Here is a 14,566-nt window from a genome sequence, read left to right as displayed (position 1 = left end):
TGTCTTCGGCATTGATCTCGTGGGCTAATAGCCGGGAATGAGTTTAAGCTGATTTCATCAGTCATCGGTATAGGTGCTTTTTGTGTCATGAGTGGGCAGATTGATTCAGTGGGCGGAAAGGTGAAAGTGGAGATTCATAAAGTGTTTCGTGTTCTGATTACTATTATGCTGGTGCTGCCACTTCTCGGTGTGACAGTAATCGTGGCGACAGGAACAAAACAGCTTTCTCCATTTATGGTATTGTTTGCGATTGGACAAATACTGATGATTCGATATGTGTTTATTACGCTCGCATTTAGACTTTTGTCGAAGGGTAGTCTCATGAGACTACGAGACGTTTTGGATTTGGAATGGTGTTAGCATTGGCTAAGGTTTTTGTATATTAGTTTCGTCAACGCAGATGTTAGCGGTCTGGTCAATCGAACGCAAAACGACGCTTAAAAAAAGAACTATGACAGAACAGATTAGGAGTATTATCGACCGACTTGAAACCTACATAAAAAAGGCGGAAGAAACAGGAAATAAATATGATTTTATTGATCCGGCTTATGAGGCCACTGACGAATTGGATGAATTAGAAAATAATTTTGACGCAGTTGAGCCTATTTTTTTGCTTATCGAACGTAGCCCGGACATTGACTTTGGAGGACCTGGACCGCTAGGAAGTTTTCTGGAAAATTATTACAAAAAAGGATATGAGGAATCGCTGCTAGCATCAATTGAAAGAAAGCCTACCGAGTATACGCTTCATCTATTGCATCGGTTGATTAATGACAGAAACAATCCGAATTTTCAAACATATTTAGACCTAATGAAGAAAATATCATTGAGCAATGAGTATCCGGAAAACATCATCGAAGATGCAAAAGATAGTTTAACGTACTTTGAATAAGATCGCTCGCTAACAAGGGATTAAGAAAAGCTAGGCTGAAGTGATTCGATACTATAAAATACCTAATCCCAGGTATTCTATGGAGTTGAAATTTCTATTACCTTGCCTTGCACATTTAAAGCACTGAACATGAAAAAATCCTTTCTTAAAGCAGTTTTATATTGTATCGCTATACTAACGATACAAATTGGCTATGCACAAACAGAAAAATATGCTGCTCTGGCGGTGGATAGAAGCAACGGCTTTTATTATGGCTTTGCCCATGACTATGACAATCGCAACGATGCTGAGCAACGGGCATTATCGGAATGTAAAAAAAGAGGTGGCAACTGTAGCATCGTCCTGGTATACTCGGGTGGTGGATGCGTTGTCTACCGAACTGTAGACGGAAACGTTGGCACTGCTTACGGTTGGGGCGTTGCAAAGACGAAACAGGAGGCTGATGCTATTGCTATTACGGAAGCTAAGAAACGAAGTAATGGTAAAATGCCTACGAACCATGTCTGGGCTTGCAATAGTAGTAATAGTCCATTAAAGGATTTGAGTAATGTACCAGCGAGCGGAGCAGCTAAGCCTGAAAGTAATACATCGCTTTCAAAAACGCAAAGTACCGATGAATACTTATCATTTGGAGGGACTAAAATGACGGCTACGGGTGACTGTGGAGGACAAGGGAACGCAACTATTGGGACAGATGATGAAAGTTTTAGTGCTATATTGTATAATGTACCCTCCAATGGTAATGTAAGTGTTTCGGCACGTATGTTTACAGATGCATGTACCTCCTGCCCTGCATTAATACTGACCGATGGAGATACGATGACCTCTTTTGTAGCCACTGGTGGAACTTTTTCCAGAAGTGGAAATAGAATAAGCTTTAGCGTAACGGTGGTGCAGCTTCTAGAAATTGGTTCGGGAGGAAGTGGAAAAAGTCTAAGTGGAAGTTTTACGTGCGAAAATTAAGGTAACGAAGATCTGTTGATGCTCAGTAGCTGGGCTTTGTGATTTCTGAATCCTCCAAAAAAGACAAAAGCAGTGTATATTGTGGAATAGTCTAAGGAAATACTCTTAGTAATAAGTTGATCTTATAAATCTTGATTAGAAAACTTAAGTTAAATTTTCTATATCATCTTGGTCTTTAGGTCTATTGCTACTTCGCTTAGCAATAAGAAGTTGATTTTTATGAAGTGTCCTTATAAGCAAGTCATCATCTGTGAAAATAATAGATTGATCGTAGTTTTCTGTAAAATCTAATCCTTTTACCTTTACCATAATGTCTATCGCAACTGGAGGAATCCCGAATGTAAATACATCCCAAGAAGGATGAGACAGAAAATTGTCTTCTGTCATATCAAACACAGGCATACCAAACTCTGAAAAGGCAAACTTAAGTCTCTTATAATTTTCCTGAGTTCGTTCAACCCATATATCCATATCACCAGTGGTACGTGAATATCCATGTAAAATTACCGCAAATCCACCCACGAGAATATATCTCACTTCATGCTTATTTAAACATGATAAAAAATCACGGAAATCTTCATTAAAAATATTCCCCATTCTTATCCCCTAGTAGAAACTGAAAACTTAAACTTATCCATTCTCGGAGGGTTATCTAATGGAAAATTAAACGCAATACTATTCAGATAATAGGCTACTTCAAGTCTTTCTTTCCAACTTAATTTTGAATAGTACTTCGAATGATCCGATGCTTCTTGAGCAGTTTGACCTTTAAATGCCGTTCTGTCTAATCGAAATTTGTCCATAGTTCAAATTTAGGCATTCCTACTTTCTTTTAAAAATTATCTTTAAACTTATAGATCGTGTCTCACAAGATCCATAACAAAGACTAAGCCGTAGGAAAGCGCGGTTGGATTGCCTTTTTTTGTAATACTATATCGGTGGTAATGATCCGGTTTTAAACGATCGTCGATATGGATTACGAACTTTTAAGCATAATCAACTCGATTGTCTCCACACTGTAGAGAGAATCTCATCATCTGAAACCTTGTAGCTGCTAATCTATTATTGTTTTGTTTGCGGAAAAGAAGTAGCTTTAGAAAGCAATAAACTTAAAAATAAGCTGACAATAATTCCATTATGCGCATGAATATCCTAAGAGTTTTTATCGTTGTTTTGATAACGTTTTCCTCAATAAGAGCAAAGGCACAATCGGAAATAAAAAGCAGAGGATTGCTCCAGCAGGAATTCATTAGCGAACATTTCATAACTCCGCAGTGGCAGAATTCAGGAGCTTTAAAAATCAGCTCCACTAACACTATTGACAGTCTTTTTACAGCGATAAATAACCATTGGACACAAGTTGCGCCAGATACCTTGAACAAGTATAAGCTCGATATAGCACTGGAAGATTTTAAGCATATTGACGCATATTGCTACTTTTGGACGCTGGCAAGTGTATCCCAGAACATGAACCTTCCTGTAAACCTAAAGAAGCATCTTGTTCGCTCTTATATGATTCCGGCCATGCAAAGGGATTATGTAATGCTAAAGCAAAATCCTGATTTGAATACAATTAAGCTTATACACGGTGGCACATTACAAAATACACTTGCTATCGGTTCTCAAAGTGGGATGGATAAAGAAACGGTACAATCGACGTATCAACTATATACGCGTTTTAGCGAAATTTTTGAATCACTCGCTAATAGTACGGATACCGCTGTCGGTAATTATGCAAAGGATCAGTTAAATGAAATAGGACGGTTTAAATATGATTTAAACGCACAAGTCAATTATTACGATGGAAAAGAAGATGAGTCTTTAAATTATGTCATTGAAGGACTCCATACGAATAACTATCCTCGATCCCGGGTTTTCTCCATGTCTAAAATGCTTATCAACGACTTTATTGATTCCGGAAAAAAGGACAAATCATTCTTGCTTTTGAATGCATTGACAATAAACACGACGTCGGACAATATCAGTAAAGACACGTTGTTGAATTGGTATATAAAGGTTGATCCTGTACAAGGGAAAGAAGTGTTTGATAATACGTTGAGTAGAATGTCCAGAAGCTCATTTAAAAAAACGGAGAAAAGTATCACACTACCTGAAAAATGGAACTTCTTGGTCAATATGGTTGACTCGGAAAGAATAAAAAAGGCCAAGTATTACTTGGTCGATGTCTGGTATACCTCCTGCGCTCCCTGTATTTTCGAAATCCCTGATCTAAATGCATTTAATGAAAAAATTAAAAATCGTGATGATGTTCAGCTCATTTCCATAAATACAGATTTTTTTAATGGTAAGCTTGATGAGACCTATGTGGCAAAACGTAGTGCAGAACTCGGCATTCAATTCCCAGTTGTCTATGATAATGCAAATAGCAATATCACAGAAAAATTAGCTGTACAGTCTTTTCCTTCAAAATTTATAATTGATAATACTGGACAGATCATGATGAAGATTGATAATTCGCCAATTAGTTTAAAGGCATTTGAAGTTTTTATAGCGGAATTAAGCTTTTAAAATCCATAACGGGCTAACCAGTCTGCTCCTAGCCTGCGTACCTTGTTGGTCTCGCTGTCGCAAAGCACCCATAGTGTACGGGAGTCTACCATAAGCTGATCATTGACATAAAACTCGACCTTTCGTGGCTGTTTGACGCCTTCGGGTGCCTCGGGATACGTTTTAACGATAATGGTATCCCCCAAAAACACTTGTTTCTTATACTGAATGTGATGGTCGTACATAATCCAATAATCGTTTTCGTATGGGGTTTCCACTTTTAGGATGTCCCAATGTTCGGCTGCTGCCTGTTCTACCCAATGGACAAACTGCACATTATTGACATGATTGTTATGATCTAGGTGTTCGGCGGTTACTTTGATCTCTATCGTGTGTATATACTGCATTGCGTTACTTTAATAATTCACCTAAAAACAGAAGCATGTGTTTCCATGCTCTCTGGGCCATCAACGGATTATATTCGGCTGACGCAGGATAAGTAAAGCTATGACCACAATGGGCATAGTTGACGATCTGCCAATTTGCCTGCCGCTGGATCCCTCGTCCTCCGGAATATTGTCCTATCCGTAAATATCGGCAATTAAAGCGATATATCCTTCTTTTGAATGGGGTAAAAGACTATAGGTTTTTGGGGATATTTCGAAAACGAGGCGTAGGTTTCTTAGCTCCGGCAACGGGTATAGTTCCCTTTGGCTGTGAAGTGCTTCTTCTTATGCTCTTTTTCCTCTTTCCCCATTTTCGATTGTACCAAATGATGAAACCTGTAACAGGTAGCGAGCCTGCTATTAAGGTGACGAAGAAGGCTAGGATTTTTGTCGGAAGTCCCCATACTGAGCCTACATGTATGTCGTAATTCAGACGTCTGAACTTCTCGCCGCCACTGAGTTCGTAAAAGTCTTTGTTGAACAGCGAAATACTGTTGGGCAAAAACTGAGCAGTATAACGGTCGAAGGAATAGTAACGGTTGTTATATTGCCTGTCCATATCGTTTCGGATAAACACCTGGATCGTAGCATCTGCTTTGGCGGTATCGGGATAGGTCATATTCAGGTAGAATGGGTCTTTGTACTGTTGCAGTATACCAGCTACTTGTTTGTCAAAAGCTGCTCCAAACTCATTTTGCATAAATATCTTAGTGGTATCGGAATGTACAGCTTGGCGTTCGGCCAAAGACTGTCCCCAGTTCGTCGACCAATACAGCGCTTTATTAAACCAGGTAATCCCATAATACATCCCTGTCACAGCGAGCAACAGGACGAGCAATAGCGAGTAGAAACCGAATACATTGTGCAGATCCAGATTCAAGCGCTTCCACCCTGCCCTCCACTTGACCTTAAAGCTTTTGTCCCGTGTTGACTTGGTCCATTTTTTTGGATACCACCATACCAGTCCTGTAAATAAGGTGATGCTAAATATGAGCGTCGCATAGTTGACTATAGGACGTCCCACATCCCGGGAGAGCCACAAAAAACGATGCCCCTTCAGTGCCCACGTAAAAAAACGCTCCAACCGCTCTCTGCGTATTCCTTCTGTGGAGCTGTCTTCTGTTTTAAGTCCAAGATAAGCGCCTGAGTAAGGGTGCAGTAAATGAACTTGGGAGATGGTTTTTTGGCTGGTATCTCCCCCATTGGTTCGTATGGTAAATGATACAGGCGCATCTCTCGTATAGGTGATCCCACGTACGAAATCCTGGGGATACAAGGAGTCGGCAATAGCTGTGATCTGTGATGGGGACAATAAGGCTTCATGCTGCGCCATCACATACTGGTTTTCTTTTTTGGGAATCGCCAGCGCAGTGATTTCTTCGTGGAATACCCACAGGCAAGCTGTTATGCACACGACAAGTACTATGGCGCCAGAAATCAATCCGAGCCATAAATGCAAAAAGTTGTTGATCGATCTAAAGGTCGATTGTTTCTTCTTTTTCTCTTGTACAGCCATGTTGTGTGGATTGGTTTTTATCGGGTGAGGAAAGATGAGCTGTGTGCGGGACATGCACACAGCTCACTATAGATAAGGTGAAATGTTTTTATTTTAATTTGTTGACGTGGTACACGGTAGTCACACCAGGATCAATCTCTGCTCCACGTTTTACGGTATTTGTTTCGGGATTATATTCAAATACGTACCATCTGGATTCATCTGTCTTGAACACATCGTACAGCTTGCCGTTTTCCATAAAGTTCATAGTCGTACGTGATTCGCCACCGCCGACCAATATACGAAGGTCTGCAATGATCTTTTTATTAGCCGGATCTATGACGTAAGGGCTGATATACGCTTTTCCTGCACCTAGTTTTTGGATCAGAGAGGAAGAGTTGCTAAATACATTGTAGTCTTTCAGATCAAAGAAGTAATCCGGATCGAACGAAGTCTGACCTGCTTTGATGCGCAGTAAGCCATAGCTCGACGAATTCGTACGTCTAGACATAATGTATAGGTCATTATTGTCGTCCAAAAACGTTGTTTTGTTGATTTCCCAATGTCCGGCTGTAAACCCTCCTCTATGATCTTTGATGATCTTGCCGTTGGTCAGGCTTGGAAAATCACATACGTAGACATAAGCGGTATCGATGATATCCTGCTTGGTGATATGGCTTCTGTACTTGTGTCCGACAAACAGTTTATCCCCTCTCACAGTCATACTGGTAGGTACAATATAGGGATCATCGTTTTGACCATTCGGTTGTTTTGGTGTAAACTTGATCATCGGAATCTCTACGTTCAATGTCTTGTTGATCGCTAGCTTTGCTGTATTCATGTAATATATTGGCTGCTCCAATACATTTTTTTCCTTATTGGTCGTGCCGGCCGTTTTGGTCAATACCAATTCTTGTGGTGTGCTGATATTGTCCAGAACTTTGCCAAGGAAGAAATTATTTGCAAACGAAAAAGCACTGGTCTCTTTCCATTGCGAGCCATTGATGACTTCAAACTGGCTGAAACGTTTGCCATCGTTGGATAGGTAGAATTTTCCATCGTGGTTATATGCATATATTGCATAGAATGCCGCTGGCAAATGTGAAGTAATGTCTATGCCTTTATTGTTCTTGGGAGAGAGCAAGGTGTCCTTCATCAGGCTATTTGTGGTCAAGAGGTAAGAGCCACTTTCTGTAGCTGCCCATACGCTGTACAAGCTGCTCTGGGGATCTATCGGATCTGGATCGCTGGTGTTGGGTGAATCCTTGCATGCTGTAAAAAAAGCCGTCGCTGCCAAGCAGGTCGCTAATAGGTGTTTGATAGTCATTGTATATTAGTTTTGATATTACATTAATGATAGTCTCAATTTGAGATAGAAGGCGCGGCCAGGTTTCTGCAACCTGAAATTGTCGTATGCGCGCTCGTCTGTCAGGTTTCGTGCTTCACAAGAGATATTGTATCTATTCCGATCCCACGAGTAACTCAGTACAGCGGAATGGATGGTCTGTGAAGGGATATGATCTTTGGAAGCCAAAGAGCCAAGATGAGCCTCGCTCAGGAAAAACCAGTGGGTGTACTGTCCAAGATAAGACAGCTGTACTCGGCTCCCTTTTTGAAACCAGTCATTCTGTATCAGACTGACGTCCATACTGCCATAGGTCCAGGGCCTATTGGCCAACTGATAACCATAAGCGAGTCTGACTTGTTGATTCGTGTCATCGGTGTACTTTTTGTTGTCAATTGCTTTGTCATAAGAACCATTCACGGTTACTGCAATCAGATCTTTATAGCCATACTTTACTTCGGCCGAGAATCCATATAGTTTGACACCGGGTATGTTGTAATATTGGAAATAGTCACTTCCATTCTGTGCCACCACTTTGCTGTTGATATAATCTGCAGCCAACCTATAGAAGCCATTGACATCGATATTTAGAAAACTGCTTTCGTTCAAAAATGTATTGTAGTAGAATCCAGTATTCACATTATCACTACGTTCGGGCTTTAAATCCCAATTTCCGATGTAATTCTGACCGTCTCCAAAAAGCTGAAACATACTCGGAAGATTATAGGCCCTTTCGTAAGACAACTTCCAGCCGCCATCTGCTGTGATCCGATAACGCGATGCTATATTGATACTGTAGAAGTTCCAGTCTTTTTTATAATGCATCAACTCGCCGGATAGCAGCTCTTGATTGCCATTATATTTGCGCTCGTCGACATCTTTGCTGGCATCCAGCCGATAATATTTAAAACCTAATACGTTGGAGAGCCGCTTGTCGAACCATTGATTCTGCCAGGAAAGACCAACGATATGTCGTCCTAGATTGGACGGTAGCCCGGACTGGTCATACCCAGTGATCATATCTACTTCTTTTTGATGGTTGGTATTGAAGTTATAATTCAGATTGAGACTCTGCGTCCGTGCTGCGTCGAAATCGTAATTCAGATTGACCCGTGCCAGATAATTATCCAACTTGTACCTCACATGGCTTTCTTCATTTGGTTTGGTCGCTGTCTCGTGTGTCGTCCATTTGCCGGACCAGTCGTAACTATAGGAAGCGGTATCTCTTGCATGCCGTGTGTCAAAGCTGTAACTGGTGTAGATATCTGTATACAGTCGATTGATAAGGAAGTCACTTTTCTTATAGCTTAATGTCGGCATCCAGTAATTACTTTCGGACCACTGCCCCCCTTTTACGGAGTTGATAGAAGCCCCTAATTGGTTGGCTTTATGGTTTTGCGAATACGTGAGGCCGAGGTAGAACTGATCCGCCCATGATTGATCACGTACCCCTACCTCCAGCTGCCCCATCCCAGATTGATAACGATCATTAAAGCGCTTTGCTTTGGCGATGTAATCGGATTCTCCATTTATGGTATTCTCCAGTTGGATATTATATTTCTCCTGCGAGTACATCGTATAATTATTGTCCGAATAATTGTAGAAGGCATTGAGGCGAAAAGAAAGTTTGGTTTTCGGATCGGTAAAGGTTCCTACTAAAGCCGATTGGTGTGTGTTGAAAGATCCGATGGTGTAGCTAAGATCCATAAATGGTCTAGCTCTGCGCTTGGTAATGATATTTACGGCTCCGCCTAAAGCATCTGATCCTAAAAAGGCAGGTACCACTCCTTTGTAAACCTCTACACGATCCACCAAATTGACTGGGATATTGTTGAGACTCATCGAAGAACCGAAGTTGTCCATCGGTACGCCATCGATGAATATCTTGGCATCTAATCCATTGATACGAAATACAAAATTAGAACCGAGACCACCATCTTCGCGTATAGTCACTCCTGTCGCTCGCTTCAATACCTGAGTCACATTTGCTGCCTCATTGGCGTGACGATTCAGGTCAATAACGGTGACGTCAAATCCGGATCTTCGGATCTCATGCATGTGCCTTTCGTTCTCGCTTTTGCCGATGACTGCCACCTCTTGGATGGCTTTTCTGTCTTCTTTCAGCTGCACGTCGAGAATTACATTTTTTTCACCCGCAGCTATAGGCATTCGCTGCCTGACATATCCAACGGCTCCAATGGTAATAAAGGAAGATTTGTCCTGTGGATAGTTTTCTAATTTGTAATAGCCATCATAATCGGTCTGCGTGGCAATGTTGCCATCTTCGAGTGTTATGGTCGCATTCGAAATAGCAGATCCAAACACATCTTTCACATATCCAGAGACGGTTCGGCTTTGTTTTACTTGACCTACTGCTGTCGTACTGAACAGACTGGAAGTAAAAAGTAAAATAAGAAAGTATATGGGTTTCATACGGAAATACTATAAATAGTTGGTTGTTGTTGCTTTGCGAGAATCGATACGCATATATGATGCTATTTTATTTGCAAGGGGCGCATCGGGCATCATCATCACTTGCTCTGCAGATAAGACAAGAACAGGATCTCCAAGAATGCCTGGATCATTTAGAGAAAATGCTAAATAGGTTTCCTGTCTGTTCAATGTATATATTCGTCGACTATCTTTGGTTTTCAATTCGATAGGTACATTGCCCAGATTGGATAGCTTGTAAAGGCATCCTTCTTGATAGTGAGGAGCTATTTCATCATTCAGATCGATACGTTCAATCTGTAGTGCATTCGACGGTGCATCGGTGGTGAAAAACAGACAATCTGGTCGGGAAAGTGTCATGATCAATAACACCGAGGCTGCTACGGCATAACGTGCCCATTGTACGATTTTCTTTCGTGCGGATTGCCTGTAGGTGATCTCTGTTTCAATATTGGACCAGATACGCTCCTTGGGAGATGATATGTCGTCAACAATGTCTAATACATCAGCGGTAAATTCATGAAGTTCCAACCAATACTCTACCTGTATACGTTCTTCTTCTGAACAGCTGTTTTCCAGGTACCTTTTTAATAGATCTTGATCAATATCTTTTTTCGCCATTTGATAGACAGTATGCGAAAGTTTCTTATTGTCCCGATATATTTTAAAAAATATTTTTACGTATGGATTTTACTTGTATCCCGCAGTTTTGAGCTTCTCGCGGATCGTCTGAATAGTCATTGAAAGTTTATTTCGGATTGTTTTCTCGGAAAGATCAAAGTGAGTGGCGATAGATTGATTGTCCAAGCCATCGTGGAAGCGCATGCGGAACATCTCTTGGCATTTATCGGTAAAGGGTACCAATAACCTTTCTATCATTCGCTCCAGTTCTTGATAAAGGATATTATCGTCTGTCCTTAGTTCTGATCGCTTAGTATCCACAGACAGTTGTTCATCGTCTGTATAGCGTTTCCTTTTTTTCATTTGGCTCAAGCAGGCGTACTTCACTGATCGAATGAGGTAATTTTCGACGTGGTGGATCTGAATTTCGTTACGTCGTTCCCATAAGCTTACAAAAACCTGTTGCACGACATCTTCAGCTCCCTGCTCATCCTCCAGAATGCGTCTGGCATAACAATAGACTTTATTCCAATACATCTCGTAAACCCTACGAAATGTAGTGCAGTCGATCTCTGTTATTCCATTGTCTAGCTTAACCGTTGGCATAATGTTGTCAAAAGTAAATACTATTTAGACTAAATACAAACTATTTCTTGAGAAAATGCTTAACAAACGACTCCTCACTCCTTCTGCGCTGGTGCTTAGTTGTTTTTGAGTACCGGCTTGGCTGTTGTTTTATGTATATTTATACGCAGAACAATATCCCAAGCAAGTATGAAGGACAAAAATATGGAGAAACTAAGACAGCAAATAGTTGATGAAATGGATGGTGTTGCTTTTTCCAAACTGATAAAGAAACTTCTAAAGAAGTATTCGTCGACAGAACGAAAGGAAGTTTTGTATATCTTGACCGAATATGCGAAGGATGGTAAAATTATACATTGGCGAAATTTTCTTCTTTCCGATATTATAAAGCTGGTAGACGAAGGTGAATCGGATTATATTGCTTTTTTTGAGTGGGCCATTACACAACCTGAACTCATGTACTGGGGAATCGATGGTCTTCTGAAAACTAAAGGAGACAAATCTTTTCCTACATTGATTGAACTTGCAAAAAACGAGAATCTAGAAACTTCAATACGTGCAAAAGCAATCAAAAGCATGTCAGTGTACAGCAAGCAACCTTTTGATCGCGATCTGGCCACGGATCCTGGATATTGGAAAATAGAAGACTTGAGAATAACGGAATTGGAATCTTGGGCGAAAAATGGCTATCAGAATGGCAATGGTTACGATAGACCTAAAACCCATGCTTCATTGGAAAATCCCAAAACAGCACTGGAGAAAGCGGCAGCAAAACTGAACAAAAAACTGGAAGCGAAACGAGCTAAAAATCAAGACTTGTCAAATCCTGCCAATTGGCTGATCATTGCAGAGGAAACCGATCTGCTGAACATCGAGAAAAGATGGAAACTGCCTGAAAACTATGTGTTATTTCTTAGAAGGTATTCGCCACTCCATGTACATATTGACAGTAAAAAATATTTTCAAGGTTTAGATATCTATGGAGCATCCGAATTGCTGAAAAGACAGGAAGGATATTCATTTAATCCGGTAACGAATCAAAACATTGACGAATGGCCTGAAAGCTTTGTCGTCATTGCGGATGCTGGTGCTGATCCTTATTGTATAGACCTGAGTCAAATTAAGGACAATGATGCACCGATCTACAAAAGCAGCCACGGTGCCGGAGTGTGGGAATTTGAGTTGTACGCAGATAGTTTCCTCAATTTTCTGAAAGAAATTGCTGGCGCATAATCGGACATATTCTTTATTCATATTTCTTCCTTAACGCATATATTTTGCGCTCGTCTTCTGTTTTGGAGAAAGATTGACTAGATGCTCTATGTGTTGCTATTTTTTTTAGCAATAGAACCGTTAATCAGTAATATTTTAGTTAGATTTGATGTAAGGTTTATAATCATGAAGAATAGTACAAAGATAACAAATGCGAGTATTGAGTCGGCCGGCTTGCCCAAGGACGCCAAGCAGGTCATCGCAGAATATGTATGGAACGGATTTGATGCTAAGGCCACAAAGGTATCCATCGATATCGGCAGCAATGAGCTTGGCTATATAGAGCGCATCCGCATATCGGATAATGGCGATGGTATAGCTCCTGATACGCTGAACTATTCTTTTGGCAATTTCTTGGATTCACTTAAAAAGGCGCAGCCCAAGCGTACATCGTACACACGTGGTAAAAAGGGTAAAGGGCGTTTTTCGTTTTCGCTGTTCGCAACGCGTGCTACCTGGCACACGGTGGTAGCTATGGACGCAGGCCTCATAGAGTATAAACTGACGATCGACAGAGATACGAAGGAGGTGTATGATAACTCGGAGCCACAGCCATCTCGTGCAGAACATACGGGTACGACAGTGGTGATGGAAGGTGTATTCGATCTGAATGCAATGACCTTACAGTCGGAGGAGTTTGTGGATTTTATGGCGCAGGAGTTTGGCTGGTTCCTGCACCTCAATAAGGATATGAACTACGCTATCCTGATCAACGGAAAACCTGTCTCCTACCATCAGTTGATTCAGGAGACGGACGAGAATCCGTATACGATATATGGCCCGGATGAGAATTCGTTTGTATTTAAGGTGAATTATATCCGTTGGAACTATCCGATCGGCGACCGCTACTATTATTATTTTCTCAACAGTCATAAGATGGAGGTGGCTAAGCTGTTGAGCAGTTTTAACAACAATGCGATTGAGTTCCATCATTCGGTATATGTGGAATCGGCTTTTTTTGATGGTTTTGAGCTGTCGGATATGATGTTGTCTGTTGAGGGTAACTTGTTCAGTGAGAAGGAACAGCAGGTGGTGTACCGCAAGCTGCTGGTAGAACTGCGTGATATGCTGGAACGCAAACAGAAGAAGTATGTACGTGAACAGGCTGTAGATATCAAGCTGCAGGAGTTGGTGCAGAAGGGGCTTCTCCCCCAATATGACTCATCCGATACGGACAAGAAGCGCAAGGCTATGCTGCTGCAACTGATACAGGAACTGTATATCGCTGATCCTCGTGCTTTTGTAGGGATTAAGGCTGACCTGATCAGGACGTATCTGGGATTCTTGGACTTGCTGCTGCAGACGGACCGCAAAGCGGAGATATTACCAATTGTAGAACAGGCGATACCGCTGTCGGACAAGGAACGTGAACGGATTGGACGAATATTGAAGTAAGTGATATAGCAAATAAATATAATTATGATTCAACGATATTAGGAAATGAAAAAACATCAAGAAGAACTTACCAACGAGAAAACAAAAAACTACTCTTTTCTGGAAGAAATGTACCAGGACAGCTACTTCCCAAAGAACTGTGTAGACATGGGAAAGGATATTTTGGTTGACTTATGTGCGCAGATAGAAGAAAGTACACCAGCTAATCTGGAAGAGCTTTATCAGTTAACACATACAGCAACGGAGAAGTTCAATGACCTAGTGGAGGTTTTCGATGATCACGACAGCGAAATCGAAACAGTAGCTAGAGATTGTATCGGAACTGATTTCAGTTTTATTGCTGCTTCCTATGGTTTTACGGAGGCAGATGGTGAAGAGCTGATCTCTGGCAGGGATTGGTAATAGACAGGCAAAAGATATCCTTGGCAATCTGGAGGGTTTTGATCAAATGAGTCGTGCATTCCTCGAGAAGCAGTTTACGAATCATAAGGATAAGACTGTTTTAGAATATTTAGAATTCTAAACAACATTGCCTTTCATGATGGCAGCATGGTGGCTGACTATGTGCTGAACAAAGAAATATCAGATGAGGT

16 protein-coding genes are annotated in these 14,566 nt (G+C 41.1%); 7 read left to right on the top strand and 9 right to left on the bottom strand.

The window, feature by feature from the left end:
* Window positions 1–87: 87 nt before the first annotated feature.
* From M472_RS28750 to M472_RS28740, 3 genes are all read left to right on the top strand, one after another.
* A complete protein-coding gene (locus M472_RS28750) occupies window positions 88–360 on the top strand; it encodes a hypothetical protein (RefSeq protein WP_021069310.1) in 273 nt (90 codons plus the stop codon).
* Between the two features lie 91 nt (window positions 361–451).
* Window positions 452–892, top strand: coding sequence for a hypothetical protein (locus M472_RS28745; RefSeq protein WP_031301444.1), 441 nt, complete (start codon window positions 452–454; stop codon window positions 890–892).
* 129 nt (window positions 893–1,021) lie between these two features.
* Window positions 1,022–1,855, top strand: a complete 834-nt coding sequence (locus tag M472_RS28740) for a DUF4189 domain-containing protein (protein ID WP_021069308.1) — start codon at window positions 1,022–1,024, stop codon at window positions 1,853–1,855.
* A gap of 144 nt (window positions 1,856–1,999) precedes the next feature.
* Here the strand turns inward: M472_RS28740 and M472_RS28735 are convergent, their stop codons facing one another.
* Both M472_RS28735 and M472_RS28730 read right to left on the bottom strand, forming a co-directional pair.
* Window positions 2,000–2,452, bottom strand: a complete 453-nt coding sequence (locus M472_RS28735) for a DUF6036 family nucleotidyltransferase (RefSeq protein WP_021069307.1) — start codon at window positions 2,450–2,452, stop codon at window positions 2,000–2,002.
* Window positions 2,453–2,454: 2 nt separating this feature from the next.
* Window positions 2,455–2,658 (bottom strand): hypothetical protein, encoded by a 204-nt coding sequence (locus tag M472_RS28730; RefSeq protein WP_021069306.1) that lies wholly within the window; start codon window positions 2,656–2,658, stop codon window positions 2,455–2,457.
* A 340-nt stretch (window positions 2,659–2,998) separates the two neighbouring features.
* On the opposite strand from M472_RS28730, the gene M472_RS28725 reads away from it, so the two are divergent.
* Entirely contained in the window at window positions 2,999–4,384 is a 1,386-nt protein-coding gene (locus M472_RS28725) for a TlpA disulfide reductase family protein (RefSeq protein ID WP_021069305.1), read from the top strand.
* On the opposite strand, the gene M472_RS28720 is transcribed toward M472_RS28725, so the two are convergent.
* The 7 genes from M472_RS28720 to M472_RS28695 all read right to left on the bottom strand — a co-directional run bounded on the left by M472_RS28720 (window position 4,381) and on the right by M472_RS28695 (window position 11,327).
* A complete protein-coding gene (locus tag M472_RS28720; protein ID WP_021069304.1) occupies window positions 4,381–4,770 on the bottom strand; it encodes an acyl-CoA thioesterase in 390 nt (129 codons plus the stop codon). The genes M472_RS28725 and M472_RS28720 overlap by 4 nt on opposite strands.
* A 4-nt stretch (window positions 4,771–4,774) precedes the next feature.
* Entirely contained in the window at window positions 4,775–4,921 is a 147-nt protein-coding gene (locus M472_RS45730; RefSeq protein WP_262506428.1) for a dienelactone hydrolase family protein, read from the bottom strand.
* Between the two features lie 81 nt (window positions 4,922–5,002).
* The gene (locus M472_RS28715; RefSeq protein ID WP_037458104.1) at window positions 5,003–6,325 is read right to left on the bottom strand and encodes a PepSY-associated TM helix domain-containing protein; all 1,323 of its coding nucleotides are present in this window, start codon (window positions 6,323–6,325) and stop codon (window positions 5,003–5,005) included.
* An 88-nt stretch (window positions 6,326–6,413) separates the two neighbouring features.
* Window positions 6,414–7,631, bottom strand: coding sequence for a DUF4374 domain-containing protein (locus M472_RS28710; RefSeq protein WP_021069302.1), 1,218 nt, complete (start codon window positions 7,629–7,631; stop codon window positions 6,414–6,416).
* Between the two features lie 18 nt (window positions 7,632–7,649).
* A complete protein-coding gene (locus M472_RS28705; protein WP_021069301.1) occupies window positions 7,650–10,082 on the bottom strand; it encodes a TonB-dependent receptor in 2,433 nt (810 codons plus the stop codon).
* Between the two features lie 9 nt (window positions 10,083–10,091).
* Window positions 10,092–10,721, bottom strand: coding sequence for a hypothetical protein (locus M472_RS28700; RefSeq protein WP_021069300.1), 630 nt, complete (start codon window positions 10,719–10,721; stop codon window positions 10,092–10,094).
* A 69-nt stretch (window positions 10,722–10,790) separates the two neighbouring features.
* Window positions 10,791–11,327 carry a sigma-70 family RNA polymerase sigma factor gene (locus M472_RS28695; protein WP_021069299.1) on the bottom strand — a complete coding sequence of 179 codons (537 nt, stop codon included), beginning with the start codon at window positions 11,325–11,327 and terminating at the stop codon, window positions 10,791–10,793.
* A 168-nt stretch (window positions 11,328–11,495) separates the two neighbouring features.
* Here M472_RS28695 and M472_RS44375 point away from each other — a divergent pair, with 168 nt between their 5' ends.
* The 3 genes from M472_RS44375 (at window position 11,496) to M472_RS28680 (ending at window position 14,375) form a co-directional block, all read left to right on the top strand.
* Window positions 11,496–12,539, top strand: coding sequence for an SMI1/KNR4 family protein (locus M472_RS44375; protein WP_021069298.1), 1,044 nt, complete (start codon window positions 11,496–11,498; stop codon window positions 12,537–12,539).
* Between the two features lie 165 nt (window positions 12,540–12,704).
* On the top strand, window positions 12,705–13,973 hold the full coding sequence (locus M472_RS28685; RefSeq protein WP_031301440.1) for an ATP-binding protein: 1,269 nt from the start codon (window positions 12,705–12,707) through the stop codon (window positions 13,971–13,973).
* Between the two features lie 45 nt (window positions 13,974–14,018).
* Entirely contained in the window at window positions 14,019–14,375 is a 357-nt protein-coding gene (locus M472_RS28680) for a DUF5713 family protein (RefSeq protein WP_021069296.1), read from the top strand.
* Window positions 14,376–14,566 lie beyond the last annotated feature (191 nt).

It is taken from the genome of Sphingobacterium paucimobilis HER1398, assembly GCF_000416985.1.
In the GTDB taxonomy this organism is placed as follows: Bacteria; Bacteroidota; Bacteroidia; order Sphingobacteriales; family Sphingobacteriaceae; genus Sphingobacterium; species Sphingobacterium paucimobilis.
Note: the sequence above shows the minus strand (reverse complement) of the source record. Positions and strands in the feature narration are given on the sequence as shown.